General features: G+C 54.4%; 15 protein-coding genes and 2 pseudogenes. 4 read left to right on the top strand and 13 right to left on the bottom strand.

The features are described 5' to 3' along the window. Window positions 1-63: 63 nt before the first annotated feature. The 9 genes from AC1DY9_RS21290 to AC1DY9_RS21250 form a co-directional block, all read right to left on the bottom strand. Window positions 64-489 carry a DUF7919 family protein gene (locus AC1DY9_RS21290; RefSeq protein WP_477667582.1) on the bottom strand — a complete coding sequence of 142 codons (426 nt, stop codon included), beginning with the start codon at window positions 487-489 and terminating at the stop codon, window positions 64-66. Between the two features lie 104 nt (window positions 490-593). After that, window positions 594-914, bottom strand: coding sequence for a barstar family protein (locus AC1DY9_RS21285; RefSeq protein WP_477667581.1), 321 nt, complete (start codon window positions 912-914; stop codon window positions 594-596). A 100-nt stretch (window positions 915-1,014) separates the two neighbouring features. After that, window positions 1,015-1,638 (bottom strand): HAD family hydrolase, encoded by a 624-nt coding sequence (locus AC1DY9_RS21280; RefSeq protein ID WP_477667580.1) that lies wholly within the window; start codon window positions 1,636-1,638, stop codon window positions 1,015-1,017. An 84-nt stretch (window positions 1,639-1,722) separates the two neighbouring features. Continuing rightward, a complete protein-coding gene (locus tag AC1DY9_RS21275; RefSeq protein WP_477667579.1) occupies window positions 1,723-2,145 on the bottom strand; it encodes a putative signal transducing protein in 423 nt (140 codons plus the stop codon). A gap of 77 nt (window positions 2,146-2,222) precedes the next feature. Continuing rightward, a complete protein-coding gene (locus AC1DY9_RS21270) occupies window positions 2,223-2,666 on the bottom strand; it encodes a hypothetical protein (RefSeq protein WP_477667578.1) in 444 nt (147 codons plus the stop codon). 9 nt (window positions 2,667-2,675) lie between these two features. Continuing rightward, window positions 2,676-3,164 carry a hypothetical protein gene (locus AC1DY9_RS21265; RefSeq protein ID WP_477667577.1) on the bottom strand — a complete coding sequence of 163 codons (489 nt, stop codon included), beginning with the start codon at window positions 3,162-3,164 and terminating at the stop codon, window positions 2,676-2,678. A 99-nt stretch (window positions 3,165-3,263) separates the two neighbouring features. Continuing rightward, window positions 3,264-3,557, bottom strand: a complete 294-nt coding sequence (locus tag AC1DY9_RS21260; protein WP_477667576.1) for a hypothetical protein — start codon at window positions 3,555-3,557, stop codon at window positions 3,264-3,266. A gap of 130 nt (window positions 3,558-3,687) precedes the next feature. Next, entirely contained in the window at window positions 3,688-4,431 is a 744-nt protein-coding gene (locus AC1DY9_RS21255) for a PD-(D/E)XK nuclease domain-containing protein (protein ID WP_477667575.1), read from the bottom strand. A 22-nt stretch (window positions 4,432-4,453) separates the two neighbouring features. Continuing rightward, complete coding sequence (locus tag AC1DY9_RS21250) at window positions 4,454-4,867, bottom strand: hypothetical protein (protein WP_477667574.1); 414 nt, start codon at window positions 4,865-4,867, stop codon at window positions 4,454-4,456. A gap of 1,263 nt (window positions 4,868-6,130) precedes the next feature. Between AC1DY9_RS21250 and AC1DY9_RS21245 the strand changes: the two genes are divergently transcribed. After that, complete coding sequence (locus AC1DY9_RS21245) at window positions 6,131-6,694, top strand: DUF6988 family protein (protein ID WP_477667573.1); 564 nt, start codon at window positions 6,131-6,133, stop codon at window positions 6,692-6,694. Between the two features lie 96 nt (window positions 6,695-6,790). On the opposite strand, the pseudogene AC1DY9_RS21240 reads toward AC1DY9_RS21245, so the two are convergent. Then, window positions 6,791-7,069 (bottom strand): annotated as a pseudogene (locus AC1DY9_RS21240) (IS21 family transposase); the annotation flags it as partial. Window positions 7,070-7,207: 138 nt separating this feature from the next. On the opposite strand from AC1DY9_RS21240, the gene AC1DY9_RS21235 reads away from it, so the two are divergent. Further along, window positions 7,208-8,116 carry a hypothetical protein gene (locus AC1DY9_RS21235; protein ID WP_477667572.1) on the top strand — a complete coding sequence of 303 codons (909 nt, stop codon included), beginning with the start codon at window positions 7,208-7,210 and terminating at the stop codon, window positions 8,114-8,116. A 32-nt stretch (window positions 8,117-8,148) separates the two neighbouring features. Here the strand turns inward: AC1DY9_RS21235 and AC1DY9_RS21230 are convergent, their stop codons facing one another. From AC1DY9_RS21230 to AC1DY9_RS21220, 3 genes and pseudogenes are all read right to left on the bottom strand, one after another. Beyond that, window positions 8,149-12,177: an NACHT domain-containing protein gene (locus AC1DY9_RS21230; RefSeq protein ID WP_477667571.1), complete on the bottom strand. Its 4,029-nt coding sequence runs from the start codon at window positions 12,175-12,177 to the stop codon at window positions 8,149-8,151. A 3-nt stretch (window positions 12,178-12,180) separates the two neighbouring features. Further along, window positions 12,181-13,443 (bottom strand): ATP-binding protein, encoded by a 1,263-nt coding sequence (locus AC1DY9_RS21225; protein ID WP_477667570.1) that lies wholly within the window; start codon window positions 13,441-13,443, stop codon window positions 12,181-12,183. A gap of 269 nt (window positions 13,444-13,712) precedes the next feature. Then, window positions 13,713-13,946 (bottom strand): annotated as a pseudogene (locus AC1DY9_RS21220) (magnesium chelatase domain-containing protein); the annotation flags it as partial. 580 nt (window positions 13,947-14,526) lie between these two features. On the opposite strand from AC1DY9_RS21220, the gene glnK reads away from it, so the two are divergent. Next, window positions 14,527-14,865 (top strand): P-II family nitrogen regulator, encoded by a 339-nt coding sequence (glnK, locus tag AC1DY9_RS21215; RefSeq protein ID WP_077591625.1) that lies wholly within the window; start codon window positions 14,527-14,529, stop codon window positions 14,863-14,865. Window positions 14,866-14,897: 32 nt separating this feature from the next. After that, window positions 14,898-16,436, top strand: a complete 1,539-nt coding sequence (locus AC1DY9_RS21210) for an ammonium transporter (RefSeq protein ID WP_457281749.1) — start codon at window positions 14,898-14,900, stop codon at window positions 16,434-16,436. Window positions 16,437-16,600: the final 164 nt, after the last annotated feature.

Genomic DNA, 16,600 nt, shown 5'->3' with positions numbered 1-16,600 from the left:
GCAGCAGATTTGAAATGCATGTGGGCTAACGTTTGACGTAGGCAGGTCTGCTTTGAGGAAAGGTTAGGCCGCTGCCGCCCTGACAAGACTTCGGCCGCCATTTGCAAGCAGTGCTTTGTGATACTCAAGACTTCGCATGGTTGGACATGCGAGTACCCCCTGAATGAACTCCTCAGGCGGAAGATACCAGTGAGCGGCAATGTAGTGAACAACCGCTACGGGTGCGACGTAGATGCTTCCCTGGTACGGGACAAAGACGTTGTTGCTGAACGAAGGCGCCTCAAACTGACACAGTTCGCACGCATGCCGACCCGCGCTGACTGCGGGTTGCCACGGCTCTGCGCAGAGCTTTTTGAGCTTCTGAAGGAATTCGTCCGACACCCTGCCTCGGGTGTACTCGCTCTCAGGCGAAAGCCAGCCGATAGCCCGGAGTGCGGTGCACTCCAGCGGTAAGTAGTGACACGGCTCGAGGTCTTTGATAGCAGTCATGTGTGAGGGCGGCCTAACGCTGGAGCCGACCGGCGGACAGCAGGCCAGCAAAGCCAGCCAATAGAACGTTCGTGTCGAATGACCTGTTAGGCCGAGATGGGGCGTTAAGCATATGCGGAGATTGCCAAGACAGCAGGCTGGCCCCGTTCGATGCGTCGCCAGTTTACAAAGGCAGCGCATTCAAGTAAATCTCGCCAAAGATCGGGGCAGCGCAACTTGAGGGCGCCGGCATTTTGAACCAGCAGCACAAGGACCTCGCCGGGCTGCACCATCACCTGGGACATGCCGTCGCTCGGATCGTCCAGGGAGCTCATACAGTCGATCCATGCATCCATGTTCCGACCGTACCAGGAAGGAAAGCCCAGAGCTGAGGCAAACACCTCATGGAAGGAAGCCTTGCCGTCAATGGTGCGAGCGTCGATCAAGACGGTTTTCATAGCGGCCTAACGTTTGACACGAGAGGCTTGGCCCGCTTGCCGGGACAAGTCCTCTCGATAGAAGGGTTGAGCGTCTCGTGCATTGTGCTCAGTGCCCTACGAACACGCCAAAGCCGGCTAACTGGCGCTGAAGCTCAGACGCACCGCTTGAGCCAAAGAAAACCATTGCGTTGAGCCCTGCTTGTTTTGCAGCCTCGACGTTTTCAGCTCTATCGTCCAGGAATAGCACGGCGCTTGCATCGCAGCCAAGTTGTGCAACGACTTTCTCGAAGAAACCAGCCTTGGGCTTAGCTACGCCGACGACGCACGAATAGAACTCCGTGTCGAATAGAACCCTGTAGTTCAGCGCTTCAGACATATGCTTTGCGCGAGAGGTCTGCTGATTGCTCGCGATGTGGCATCGAATGCCCGAGCGGCGAATGGATTGGACGGATTGCATGACATCTTGGTGAATTTCGATTGCATGAATTACGCTCAGGGCTTCGGAGAGAAAGCCTGATCGGCCCCACTTTGCTAGTACTGCATCGAGCCGCTCAGTGAAACCGCCTTCGCCTTCGAGCACTTCGGTTTCAGCTTCGAATACGTCAGCTAGGATAGCTTTGGCTTGCGTCTCGTCTTCGAGCTTGAGAACGGACTGAAGCGCAGGTTGCCAGTGTCTTGTTGCGTACTGGAGAACGCCATCAGCATCAAAGAGGATGTTTTCTATGGCCACGAAACACTCATAGGCTTTGGCAAGTATGGAAGGACGCTCAACGAGCCTGCAGTAGAGGGTCCGCCTTGACTGACCTGTTAGAGCTCACCACCTGAGCTCATTGCACGAAACGCACCGAAGTTCTTTCGCCGGCGGAAAAATTGCACGGCCGACGAATAACAGCATAACCGCGAGCGTGATCGCGGGCCAACTCTTACGCCCTACAAACTGCTCCGACCCGCAGCGCGCGCACCGCATGACTTCAGATGGATAGGACTCGGCTAAGGCAGCTTCAAGTTCTCCGCGATCGCGCAATGTCAGGACATCCTGCGCTTGCTCCACATGCTCGCGACGGACGAGCAAACGAACGCCACCGAAAACCATAGACATGGGCCACCAAACCGCCACGATATGCTCGCTTCCAAGGAAGGCCGGAATGCCCTCAGATTCCAGAAGGGCCCGAGCGACGTGAGCTTCCCACGGGCTCGTATGAACCTCGACGACGATGAATGCAATGACTTGGTTCAAAAGTGAGCTCTAACGTTTGAGATGAGAGGCGGCGCCCATCTTGCCGGGAGACGTCCTCTCGATTGAAGGGTTAGGTCTCACGCGCCAGCTTTGGGGTAGAAGGCCTGAAACATTAACTGAACGGCCTGGCGTGCTTCCGATTCCAAAGCCGGACGATCATCGTATTGGTTGTCCAATGTGAGTCCCGGGCTACCCTGAGTAACGTGTACAAGAGCATTGCGGCGAAGACGAAGGTCGTCATACGGCTTTCCAAGTTTCAGTTCCTCCCACAATTTTCCTGCCCGCTTTCGTTGGCCATTTGAAAAGACCTCTACGCCGTTCGCCTCGATTACTGCACATGCGAGTATCAGCACGGCGGCCCACGCTCCGGCACAGAAGCAGCACTGAACTTCAAAGATCAGAGCTGTCGCCTGTTCGCCAGTCAGGCGGGAATGTCGATCGCCGTAGGCATGAATAAGCTGTTCGAACCATTCCCTTCGTTGGTTCCAGAGTTCCTCAATTGGCGGTTCGAGTTGATCCATTTTTGAGGCCTAACGTTTGGCAGGAGGGGCAGCCGAAGGCCGTCCGCTCAATGGAGCTGTTAGACGCTTGTTGGAAAACGAGCGGGCCACGATATTGAGGACGCCACCAAAGAGGCGAACCCGGAACAGAACGTACTTTTCGGCCGCCAGAAGCTTCTTCGGAAGTGGATCAATGCTCCGCTCATAGGAAACGTTCCAGTGGCGCTTTTGTCTTTTCATCGCTTGCCGAATCGCATCGACGTCTGCTGTGGCTTCAAGCATGGCCGTGTTTGACGGCGCGTTGCCTACTAGGACGTCCGCATCCAGGGTAACTTCTAAACTCGCACACTGCCTAAAGCGAAGGTCTCGGCGCTTGTCTTCCCAACGGCGGAATAAAACAACTGACACTTCTGCCCCGGCACCGCGCTTAACTGCCGGGACAAAAGCAAATCCTTCGACGGTTTCGTCGTGCGCGTCAATGGAATTGAACTTCTCAGCTAAGTCGACAGGTGTTGGCATGGGCTAGCGTCTAACGTAAAAATGACCGAACCACCACCCTTTGCGGCGAAGCCGCCTCCTGCAGGTGTGCGTCCGCGTCGATTGACATGTTAAGGCGCACTACTTCCATTGCTCGAAAATCTCCCCGGAGACGAAGGCATCGAGAAACGCCTTCTGCTCCTCGGACACGAGCTTACGCGGCGTGTACCCATGCTCGTCTGGCTCCGCCAGCAGCTGTTTGCGAGTAGCAACGGCGACCGCAACTAGGGCAGATTTCTCTGCCTCAGTGATACCTTCAAATTGAGCAGAGAGCGACTCTTGGCATTGGACAGAGTAGTCCAAATCGATCATGTCTTCTGTACCGAACATGATGAGCCAGATGTACTCGAACGAAAGCTCGGCGAGGGTTTTCATGCGCTTTAACGTCGAAGTTGACCGGCACGCGGCGGCGGTGCGCCGCATGGCGTAGGCTTGTCCACACGCCTTGCGACGCACTGCCGGTGCGTGTCCGCGTCGAACGACCTGTTAGACCCCATGGCGCCCACTAGTGCTTGACGATGGCGCACTTGACTTGCTCGGCCTTCTCCAGGCCTCCGATGATCTCGTCTACGTCACGGATGAACCCCATGTCGTAGACCAGGAACCACACTCTCTCGTAGGCCGTCGAGTAGGCGACGATGTCCGCGTTCATTTCGTCGGTGATCTCGGCGAGTTTTCCGGGGCGGTTGCAGAACTTGACCTCGAGGACCATTTGCTCGTTCTTGAAGAGGAAGTCTGGGATCGACTCTTTCCCGGCATGCTTGACACGTCCGGTCTCGCGGTCGTAGGCCAAGCCCTTTTGCATTCCTTTTCCGATCAGGAGGGCCTCAATCGCGTTCTGAACTTCTTTCTCGTTCTGCGGCTCAACGTGAATCGCCTTCCGTAAGTTCGCACTCAGGAAATTCAGGATGTTCTCAGCTTCAACCTCGCCCAAACCACCGTTCGCCTCGATAAACCCTTTCAAAATAACCAGGTTCGTGTACACCTCATCGAAATAGATGCGCTGCTCAATTGTCGTCGTGCTGCCTGCGGAAGGCACTCTATCCAGGTTGTACAGGTCGATGGGTGCATCGACGGGAATGAGTGCCTGTGTAGCCCGTGCAAGCTCGTCGTACTTCCGCATGAAGGTCTTGAAACTTGAGTGAAGCCATACGTCATCGGCACGCGCCGTGCGAGTTGTGTCCATCGCCATTTGCAGCGCGACGCAGTGATTGCGCAGTTCCTTGAGCTTTGACGAGGAAGTTGCCATGAGATGAGGTCTACCGTTGGAGTTAAGCGACGCCGTCAGGCGTCCGCTTGAACGACCTGTTAGACCGCTTGGCTCCGGAGTCTAGATACCCCTGCTCCTCTGCCAAGCCCAGGAAATCGTCCTGTAGATACACCCGAGATCCCCCGTAATCGAGATTGAATTCTTGATCCAAATCGCCAACAAATGAGCTTCCGTCGATCATTCCGAGGACAAGGGAAGCGGCATCAGAAAGAGGGACAGCCAGAAAAGCCAACAGGGCTTCTCGCGCTGGTGTATCCAGTTCCCTGAACGCACGCATGGCACCAGCGAACACTGGCAATGCCTTATCCGGATCGCCCGCCCCAAGGTAGCTGCGGTAGTCCGCCATCCGCTTAGCGAACAGCTCCTCCACAAGGGCAACTGCTATCCGGCGCTCGATGCGTTCTTGGGTTTCCATGCGGTCTAACGTAATGTATACCGCAAGGTCTGCGGTATAACTTGGCGCCTGCGGTATAACTTGGTCGCTGGAAACCCATCCAAGTGCTTGTTATTAAAAGACTTATTGTCCATTTTGAGTTCCATTCAGCTCGATGAAAAGGGGATCACCCCCGCAAATTGATTCTAGGCGGACAGTGTGGTTACCGCCTCCTCAATATGGACGAGCACAGGCCATGCAGTCGATTCTGTTGCGTTTGACCATCGCTACCTGCAACCCAGCCCGGGTCAAGATTCGATGAAAAGATTGGTTCAGACCTCAACGCAATTCAACAGCTTCTGGCAATTCCGCAGTCTGGATGAAGTTTCACTCTGATAGAGTTTGCAAAAACTTATGGGAGTGATTCTTTGTTCGGCCTAGGGAAAATATTCAACAAGCCACCTACCAAAAACAAGTTCGCCGACCTGGCAACTGAACGGCTCAGGCAAGACTTTTCTCATCTAAGTTTCACTTGCGACGAGGGGACAGTTCTGCCTCCGCGGTGGCAACGGTCAACCTTATCAACAAACCATTCGTTGTAGAGCAATTGATGCTAGTTCCGGATGGTAAAAATTCCCGGGATGAAGGCAAATTCGTCCGAGTATGCTTGTGAGAAGATTCAGAACATCAATCTCTAACCGTGCGTAAAACAGCCATCCCCGTTATTAGCGCGCTTACGGCAATTGCTGCTGCGCTTGTCTTCAGCTCCGCACTTTTGGGCAGGCCCGTCGGACTGTGGGAGTTGATTCTCTGCGGAACAGGCGGGGTGGTGCTCGCGCTCATTATCTTGAAGTTACGACAGCGCCAGGAGCGCAGACATTTGGACTCCATCCGCGATTCAGCTCTCTGGTAGTGCGGCGCGACAGACGGCAGGCAACGATGCGGCTTGACAATTTTGTTGCAAGTAGCGTCTCAGCCGCTTCAAACTCTGCATTTGGAATATCTCATACACGCCCGATTAATTGCCCCTCTAAACCATATCGCGTATGGCATATCTGATTAACACTCTTCCAGCCCAAGATACCTAGGGTTGAAATCAGTATCGGCATATGGAATATCACATACACGTACGCAGTTGCTTGGTTCGGCAACTTATTTCGGAGCGGTGTATGACATATCGTCTGTGCGAACCATCAAAAGGACGGCGCAGCAGTGGAGCAGTTTCTTAACAAGCTCTATCGACAAATCGCCAGCTTGCCAACACGCCAACGCTAAGCGTGGATGTATTCGACCGAACGGAAAGTTATGACCATCGATTCCGATGCCTTGAGCACTGCCTATTCACGTCTTGCTGCCATGTTGGATGAGTCTGCGGCACTAGACCACGATGTCGCCCACCTTCTTGAAGCCGCGTGGGCGACTTCAAATTCGCGGCAAACGGTTTGCTTTGCCTATTGCAAGGCGGCACTGGGCCATGCAGTGAGTCAACGGACTTTGCTGAACATTGGCCAGAACGGAACGGCACTGGCCCTCACGCGTCTTCACTTTGAGACGGTGGTGCGTGCAGCTTGGATTGATCAGTCTGCGACCGACAAATGGCTCAATGAGTTTACTGCGCCAGTTCCTGCCGGTGAATTCGAAGAACCAATACATGCGCCACCAATTCCTGCAATGTTGGATTCGATTGCCCTCAAACAACCGGACTTTTCGAGGCGACTCCGGAAGCTGAATGAGACGGTAAAGGTCATGCATTCTTTTGTGCATGGCGGAGTACATCTTGTCGCGCATGCACTTCGCGGATATCCGCCTGACAATCTTATTTCTCTGCTACAGAATAGAAACCTTCTTACTCTGCAGCTTTGCTGTTGAATTCCGCTGAAGTCTGACCCGAGTTTTCCATCGAATTTTGACCCACACTCTTTGTGAGCAGAAGGTGCTCACGATGTGGATAAGTTCTTGGTTTTCTCCTTTTTGGGCTGAGTCTGTGTGGATCTGCCTCAAAGTGCGCCGCTGTTTCCGCGATTTTGTTGCCTCGATATCCAGCCAGGTGGCTAGCTTCTCGGCGTACGGATCGAGCTTGCTTGAGCTGACCCGCCTTGGGTAGCTGGGCTCGCTCTCTTCCGATCGCAGGTGCTTCTTCACTGTGTTGCGAGCCAGGCCTGTACGCCTTGAGATCTCGCGGATGGACATCTGATCCCTCAATGCCCAACGTCTGATGACATTCAATGTCGCCACGTCTATCACTCCTAATTTCCCCTGCTTTTAAAACAAGCAGGGTAGTGCCTACGTGGGTCAGTTTTGGATGGAAATTACTGCGCGAAGTGGGTCAGATTTCGACGGAATTCAACATATTGGAACTCCGATTTTTTTCTACACCCGGGGGTGGCATTTGATGATGGAGTCTCGCTCTTAATTCATTTAGAAGAGATGGGATTTGATACAGTGCCTGAGACGTTTGTTCAAGCAGCGATCGGAAGAATTTCCGAAGCAACGTACTTCACTGATAGCCAAATTACGATCATGGGCTACGAGAAACAAAAACATCGCAAAGAGATACGGCACGCTTCCGATGCGGCCAGATTGGCTAGTGAGCGAACACAGGAAGAAGTCTTTGATGATGTCGGAAGACATATCTTCTTCGTTTCAGCGGCCGGTAAGGCTATTGAATTGCGAACAAGAGGTTCCCGTTTTAAAAGCCTGGCCAAGCGTGAATCCGTAGAGTGTGACTACTGCGGTTGCCAATACACAAAAGGTGATCCCGCGTCGAGTCTCTACCATCGGACGATGCATGCGCGGGAAAAGCGATTGCTCGATCCCCCGCCTATAAAGCAGTTTGCGGATCGTCTTTCATCCACGTTGGAGCCTGAGTTGGTCGTGCCTTCCTCGCCAATGTGGATGCACCGAGAGATGTATGAACGAGCACTTCGCTTCAAGCGAGATTTTCATTATGACCACGTACAGTGGGATGGATCACACACTCGAAAAAATCTCAATCGAAAAATTCGAGGTTATCTATTTACAGATTACTCAGGGCTTCTTCCGCGGGGCACTGCAGTCGGTGCCTGCGCTTTCGCATTGGAGCTAGAAGGTTGGAGCTTGATCTGGGTATGGATTTGTCCAAAGATGAGACGATCCGGTGCGCTTAGTCGTCGGTGGCCGGCATTCCTAAACGAGTATGGCAATTTCCATGTGGGATATCCTCTTTCCGAAGCGATGCAGGAATTTTTACGGAAACAAGGCACCCCTACGCAGAGGGCGATAGTAGAACAAACCTATCCGAAGGATGGGTAAAAATGAATACGTAACTGCTTAAAGTTCGGGTCTCAACTGGCCAGCGAGAAATCCAGGGCCAGGATTCCTATCCGTTTTGCATCCTCCGGCGGGATCATTGCTCTAAGCATGGTCTCAAGTTCCACAGCACTTTTAGGCTGAATGCCGTTTGGTGAAGCTCGAGTTGCCACGCCGAACCACATCACAACGTAGAGTCCGGTCCCCTCGGCATATGGATCATTTGCGTAGAGCGCATCTAATTGATGTCGCCATGCAGTCCATAGGTCGCGGTGACTATCTTTTTTGAGTTCAATCGGGACCACAATGCGGTTGCCCTCAATAACCGCTGATACTCTCAGGTCAGCACGCTTTTCATTGGCTGCATGTGCCTCTTTCTCGACTTGTACCTTCTTTGGAAGTAGTCGAGGCCGCAGAAACTCCAACAGGACATCTCGGCACTCATTCTCCGATCTCGGAACTCCCGCGTCGCCTTCAGAGAATCCCCAGAAGAGCTTTAATCCATTGGAGTCCCCATGGCGGACATGCTTTCCGAGGACAACGAAGACGTCCGTAGTTAACGAAGCGAGGTCGAGAGAGTTCGCCGGGTTCTGATTCGAAAGCGTTGTTGCGACTTGCTCCGGGAGGGGATGAACAAAGCGTGCCGCTCGCAGTATGCGTGTGTGATCGTGCAGCGCTCCATCCAACTGATTCTTCCACTGTTTCAGCAGCGGTAGCTTTCGTAGTGCCACCAAGGCTTCACCAGCATCATGACTTGATGACGATGCCAACTGCGAGATCATTCCACTCACAAGACCTCCGCGGGTATCGAAATCGGTCGCACCCCTGATATGTGGCCAATCCGGCGACGCTGTTGGCCCTAGCAGCTCCACTAGCTTGGCTACAGGTTCGGTCGGGAGTTTTTCAGCAATATTTGTTTTGTTGGACTGATCCGACACGGCTATTCCGAGCTGCGCCGCGCGTACTTGATTTTTACCAACCGTCTTAACCAGCGCTGGTAAATATGTATGCGGCTCGACATTGAGTCCTCCCACAAGCCAGCTAATTCGCTGTGCAGCGCTTATGCCTTTCAATGCCAATCGGGCATTCAAGATGCCCAGAAGCTCCGCCTTCTCTAAGTGTTTTACTGCGGAAGGAATAAGGCTTCTGTTCAGCAGATTTAGATGGGACTGCGTCGCCCGAACCGGAAAGTTCTTCAGCAAGCTAGGCACGGTTAACCTGGCAAACTCCTCGATGCGGCTTTCTTGTCCAAGATCCCAGATTCCTGTTATATGTCTTTCGGGGGACTGATGAATTTTCGAACGTGCGTAGCTTAGGAATAGAGGAGCGGCGACAGTTGGATGTTGCTGAAAAACCTCTCGCAGCCATGGGCTGCTTTCATCAAGCCCATCGGTCAAAGCAAACATCAGAAGTGTTTCGATTGTCGATTTTGGTAGAGTGGAAAAAATATCTTCACCACGTGAGCGCCGGAGCTGCAGTCCTACTAAGCATGCCGGCCTTAACAGATGGTATCTACTGTCCAAGTCCAACTTTATGATTTCTTCGGGGCGAGGGAGGTCCTCTCGCTCAAGCGCCTTCGCCATACCTTCGATTGCTTGTTTCGCCTCGGCGATGGAGACTCCAAGGAGCTTCCCAACGCGCTGCTCCGGCGTATCACCTTGGATGTCATAAAACCTTTTGTTGTAAGCCAGCGCAATTTGATGAAGGATTCCAGCAGCCCCTCGACCCGAGTAGACGGCCTCCAGGTGAGGTTGATACTGAGCGTGGCGTTCAAGCTCTTGGCGTGCTTCTTTGACTTTGCGCGCCGCGTCGTCGCGGTACTGCTCACCACGATAGTCATCCAACTTTGAACTAAGCACCTCGGAAAGCCAATCTTCCGCGCGAGGCCATGTTTTCTTGTGCAGGACAACCCAAGCTTCCAGGTCTTCGAGCGAAATGTCGAAGCGCTCAAATTGATGAAGAACCGCGTAGGCAGCTTCATCGAAAAAATATTTCGCTACTTCTACGTTAGTTGCTGTCGCGGCTTGCTCCAGCGACCACTGGTACCAGTCGCGTGGCCTCGATGCGCGAAAAAGGCGTTCATAGACGGGCCAGAAGTTGAGTCGACCATCCTTTCTAGGTTCAACTTTACTCATTCCATAAGCGATGACCGCTTTTTGAAGGTGTGGTCGAGCGGAAAGCCAGTCGGCAAGTTGCGTCGCTTCGTCTTGCTCCAGACGAGCGGAACCATACTTATCAATGCCCGCACCAAGCCAATCGTAAAGTTGTGCTGGGCTAGCTCGTTCGCCAGCCTCAGTCACCAGGCGTACGACAAGTTTGCTAAGCAAGCTTCTAACTTCGTAGCCGGTGTTGTCATCTTCCTTGAACTTGGCAATCTTCTGAAAAGACTCGTCTGCGATGCACACGAGGTCATCAGTCGAAATATCTCGTACGTACTTAGAGCTCCAGAATAGATGGAATGAGCCGATCAAGCTCTGATTTTTTCGAGGATGAAAGTGCTCTAGCGCGGCCAAAGGCGTCAGAAATCGAGGAAAAAGTTCCTCTAGCAGCTTCCCCGATATTTCATCGTTTGCGTCATCAACTAGGCCGTCTTTTATCTGCTGAAGAAGGAGCAGTCCCAGGTCCGCGAAGTCGGGCGCCTGAGCAATCCATGCGTCGAGCGCCGATAGTCGTACGCGCTCCCAATACGACTTGTCTTGGACGATCGAAAGAAGTCTCGGAGCTAACGTTGGTAGATGCTCGCCGAATTCGATCGCGTCCAAAATACATTCGAGAATTGCTTGGTGAGCCGGGTCTCGATCTGGCTTAAGCATCTGTTCGCTCAAGTAAGCGGCCATGTCAGAAGTGCCCAGTGCGCCAAATGGATGCTGCTGCCAATTCCCGCTTCGGAACCATGTAAATCGCAACGCCTCCTGGTGGAGACCTTTGAAAACCTGTACTTTCTCCGATGGTTGGAAATTCCTAACGTCGCCATATAGAACCACGCCTAGTGGATCGTGGTCGATCAAGATAGGACGGTCGCTTATGCAATGTACTGACAGCCACGCATGGAGGCCACGAAGTGGTTCAGTGGTTCTTCCATCAAACCCAGAGATCAATGAAAGGACTCTTTCTACTGGGAGGCCCTTGCTGTCAATTAAGTGTGCGATGGACCGAGCCGCGAGAAATTCTGCAATGCTTCGGTGTCTGGGAGCGCGGACGTCGTCTACTGCCGCGAATAAATTGCAGTCCAGTACTGCTCTTGGATCCTCAATTTCATAGCTGGCGGGAATCTCCTCTAGCGTCAATTGGCTTTCCTGAATTTTCTCCGCGCTATATGTGAAGGCGACCTTATCCGCGATCAAAAGCATCGCGCATAGAAGGCCCGCCTGAAAAAGAATTGCTTCCTTCGAGGTACGGATCCCCCCCAGCGCTCTGCGATGAGTATTGTTGTACTCGGTTACTAGCTGACCACAGGCTAGTTCATACAGCTCGCTCCGACTTGTGGGCATTTTTCCCGAGCCAGCCACCTCCGCGACCAATTTAAGTAGCAATGGATTGCCAAGAAGAGGCTCCAGTTCTGCGCTTAGCGTTGAGATGTCGACGTGTTTGTGCTGAAGGAGTTCACTTTGCTCACTCTGGCTCAAAGGCTCAAGTTGCAGCACGAGCACGGTTTCGCTCGGTGCGACAGCCTCAAGGTGTTGCGTGTCCGCTGCGATCCAGTCCGCCTCCCTGCATGCCAGTCTAAAACGGGGCCGTCCGATCTCATCTAGCTTCGCCCGGATCGCGTCAAGTGGCCCGTCATGGTCGCGTGAAGTTGCCCGCACTTCGTCGATGCCATCGATAAAAACGATTCGATCTTCTGCTTGCTGGTGTGCTTTGAAAGTGAGAAGGTCGCGGGCGGTTACGTACCACCCACCTACCCGATCACATTCGTATTTCAATGCAAGCGATTTCCCAGCGCCAGGCTCACCAAGCAGGACGTAAGCATCAACGCCGTGCCAATCAGCTATTGACCGTGTTTGCGGGGCTTTACCAGCCTCGCGTGAAGCTGCTCGCCTTGAAATAAAGAGGTCGGTTTCCATACCTTACTCAACCCAATGTTCGGGTGGGTACCGGAGGAATTCCCCTATCTCGATCGCTCCTGGCCCCACTACAAGAGAGCGACAGGCTCCATTGCGCCTGATAAATTCGGACATTCCCCTGGTCGCGTTACGTAGCTTCCCGCTCTTGACTTCAATCAACGCAATTTTTCCAGCGCGGCAGATCACAAAATCGACCTCGAAGTTTCCCTCGCGCCAGTAAAAAATTTCGGTACCATCGCGCGCACCATTGATGAGATGTGCACCGATGGCGCTTTCGACCAAGTGGCCCCAATAAGTGCGATCACCTCGAGCTTCAAGGAATGTGCGACCTATCGTTGCACTGATGAAGGCCGTGTTGAGCGCATGGAACTTTGGAACAGAGTTACGTTTGCGTATTTCTTTGGTCGCGTATTTTTGGAGTCCGGCGACCAGTCCAGCTTGCTGCAGTAAGTCTAGGTAACGTGCCAGAGTAGTGACATTCCCGGCATCATCAAGTTGTCCCAGAAACTTTGTGAGCGCAACAATCTGCCCAGAGTGTGCGCACGCCAGCAAGAACAACTGCTTCAGTAGCGCCGGTTTACCTACGCGCACCATCTGAAGAATATCCCGTTCCAGGTTTGGATAGATCAAACTGCCGTTGATGTAATCCCGCCACCTGGGTTCATCGCCAATGTCAGTTCCACTTCCAGGGAATCCACCGAAATAGATGTACTGATCCAGGTCGAAATCGAACGCACCGTTCATTTCCTCAAAAGACCAGTGCGTCATGCGCAGTTGCTCGTAGCGGCCGGCGAGACTATCAGACAGCCCGCGGTTGATCAGAAGCGGAGCGGAGCCGAGGAGGACTACTTGCATTGGGGTTTTGAGGGCTAGGCTTTTGTCCCATAACCCCTTCACTGCAGCGGACCAATTAGGAATGTTTTGTATCTCGTCGACGATAAACACGAATGGAACATCGGTCCCGCTTTGCGCCCACTGGGCTGCCAAAACCATTGCTTGATTCCAATGTTCTTCAAGCCAACGTGTGTCAGCGGGCGCGCCGGGTAATGCGGCTGAGGTTAACCCGATTGGCATGGCATAGGACAGCACGGGCGGAGTCTGCAGGTCCGCAGACACGAAAGCTGCCGACTGCACTGAACGGCGCTCTAAGAGCTGGGTGACAAGCGTAGTTTTGCCCACTTGGCGGGGGCCTGCAAGGATCTGAATACGCCTAGGAGTTTCGCGAAGTCGCGTCTCAATCTGCGCATAGATTGGTCGAATAAACATGATATTGAGTTAATTTACTCAATACTATACATGGCTTGTTGATGACCGCAAACATCGGGGAAATTCGAATAGAAGCGGCTCACGCCGAAAACGAGCCGCGAAAAGCGTTCCCTCTTCTAATGTCTTGATTTGATTGAATATTTACTCTTTTAACAGTTAACAACGCGCCAGAAGTGTCGATACTGGGCAGGTAGCGTATGGAATACTTAATTGGTAACTTCAACTTGGCTAGAAGCAAAACCGGTGTATATCTATGAGGGGTAAATAAAATCCTTGGGAAGGTCGGCGGGTGCCAGATTGACCGTAATGCGTTTATTGGCGGGAAATTCCAGTCCGGCGTTCTGGATGGCCGAGCGCACGCGTTCACGCGCTTCCTTGACTTCCGTTTCCGCAAGCCCGACCAGCGTAAAGCTGGGCAAACCGTTGGCAAGATGCACCTCCACCTGCACCGGCCTTGCTTCCAGGCCCAACAAGGCGCGGCTATGCACTAAAGACAAGCTCATTCGAAACTCCCTCCCTCAGAGGCGGCATCACAACTGAACCCGAGGCCATCCCGGGTTGCAGGCGCACCAGACCTTCACGTAAGACGAGTATCGCCTAGCGAGGGAAGCCACCCGCCGGTTCACCAGAAAGGTGTGCCCCACTGCATCCGATAGCGGCACTCACTTTTGTCCCGCGCACTTGCCTGGTTGTGTCAGTGCCGGGATCCGCCGTGGCATTCCTGCCGCCGATCTCCTGGTGCTGACCGTCCCAGAAACGAACGTTGCAGAAGACCGCCGTGCACTAAAGACAGGCTTGGTGATGCCTTTTTGGTTTTATGCTCCAAAATTGTGCGCTTGACTGCCCTTTATTGGTGCATCATATCCGGCGCAATTCGCGGAGGTTCGCTCGAAGTTCAAGGGCAGGCCGGTCATCCATGCAAAGCGTCTTTGGCACGTTACCTGCTAAGAATCCACGCAAGTTGCCAACCTTTGGAGCTTCTACGGAGACTCCATCAGCAATGACTCGTACAAAAGCCTTAATCCGGCTGAGGTGGTGCTTGACGATGCTGCTTCCCTATTCATCCCTGGAGGAAACCTGAAAATGAAACTCGTAACGGCCATCATTAAACCGTTCAAGCTGGACGAAGTGCGTGAAGCGCTTTCCGGCATTGGCGTGCAAGGCATTACTGTGACTGAAGTCAAAGGCTTCGGCCGCCAGAAAGGCCATACCGAGCTGTACCGCGGCGCCGAGTATGTCGTCGATTTTCTGCCCAAGGTCAAGATCGAAGCAGCAGTCTCCGACGAGCTGGTGGATCGCGTGATTGAAGCGGTTGAGGGCGCCGCCCGCACCGGCAAGATCGGCGACGGCAAGGTTTTTGTTTACAACCTCGAGCAGGTCGTGCGCATCCGTACCGGTGAAACCGGCAAGGAAGCGCTGTAAGGCTTACCCCAAAAAACGAAGAGAACATAGACATGAAAAAACTACTTGCCTCCCTTGTACTGGGACTGAGCCTGCTGACGACCGGCGCCGTGATGGCGCAGGCCCCGGCAGCTGCACCCGCCGCTTCCGCCGCAGAAGCCAAGCCGGCTGAAGCTGCTGCTTCCGCCGCCGCGCCTGCCGCAGCGACAGCACCCGCCGCTGCAGCAGCAGCCTCTGCACCGGCTGCCGCTGCGCCCGTTCCCAACAAAGGCGACACCGCCTGGATGATGGTTTCCACGCTGCTGGTCATCATGATGACCGTGCCCGGCCTGGCGCTGTTCTACGGCGGTCTGGTCCGCAGCAAGAACATGCTGTCGGTCCTGATGCAGGTCATGGTGACGTTCTCGATGATCGTCGTGCTGTGGTTTATCTATGGCTACAGTCTGGCCTTCACCGAAGGCAACGCCTTCTTCGGCGGCTTCGACCGGCTCTTCATGAAGGGCATCTGGGACAACGTTGCGGGCACCTTTGCCAATGGCGCCACCTTCAGCAAGGGTGTCGTGATCCCCGAGATCGTGTTCGCCGCCTTCCAGGCTACATTTGCCGGCATCACCTGCGCGCTGATCGTCGGCGCCTTTGCCGAACGCATCAAGTTCTCCGCAGTGCTGCTGTTCATGGCAATCTGGTTCACCTTCAGCTACGCACCTATCGCCCACATGGTCTGGTTCTGGATGGGCCCTGACGCCTACACCGGCAAGGAAGTCGCCGACGCCATGAGCGCCAAGGGCGGTTATATCTGGCAAATGGGCGCCCTGGATTTTGCGGGCGGTACTGTGGTGCACATCAACGCCGCTGTCGCCGGCCTGGTCGGCGCCTTCTGCATCGGCAAGCGTATCGGCTACGGCAAGGAAGCCATGGCCCCTCACAGCCTCACGCTAACCATGGTCGGTGCCGCATTGCTGTGGGTGGGCTGGTTCGGCTTCAACGCCGGCTCCGCCCTGGAAGCCAACGGCTTCGCCGCCCTGGCCTTCATCAATACGCTGGGTGCTACCGCTGCCGCTGTGCTGGCATGGTGCGTCGGTGAGGCGCTGATGCGCGGCAAGGCCTCGATGCTGGGCGCAGCGTCCGGCGCCGTCGCCGGCCTGGTGGCCATCACGCCCGCAGCCGGCAACGTCGGCATCGGCGGCGGCCTGATCATCGGCCTGATCGCCGGCTTCGCCTGCCTCTGGGGTGTGAACGGCCTGAAGAAACTGCTGGGCGCCGATGATTCGCTCGACGTGTTCGGCGTGCATGGCGTGGGCGGTATTCTGGGCGCGCTGCTCACCGGCGTTTTCAACTCGCCAGCCCTGGGTGGCCCAAGCTTCGTGGGTGACTGGGTGACCGCCACGGCCGTGACGCCTGACGCTTACACCATCGCCGGCCAGGTCTGGATCCAGGCCAAGGCCGTGCTGATCACCATCGTCTGGTCCGGTGTGGTTTCCTTCATCGCCTTCAAGGTGGTTGACCTCACGATCGGCCTGCGCGTCAGCGAAGAAGACGAACGCGAAGGCCTGGACATCACCTCGCATGGTGAGACCGCCTACAACCGTTAATTCATAGTCAGACGAATTCGGGCTGCCCCAGGGCAGCCCCCTGATTGAGTATCTCCTTTGGATGTTCAGCCCGCTGGCGCAAGCCGGTGGGCTGTTTTTTTTGGCGCGTGCCTTGTGGGCGTTGCATGATCGCCGGGATTGGGTTGCGGGGGCGTTTCCGGCTG

It is taken from the genome of Polaromonas sp. P1_F6, assembly GCF_056405695.1.
This window is presented reverse-complemented; position numbering and strand designations above follow the sequence as displayed.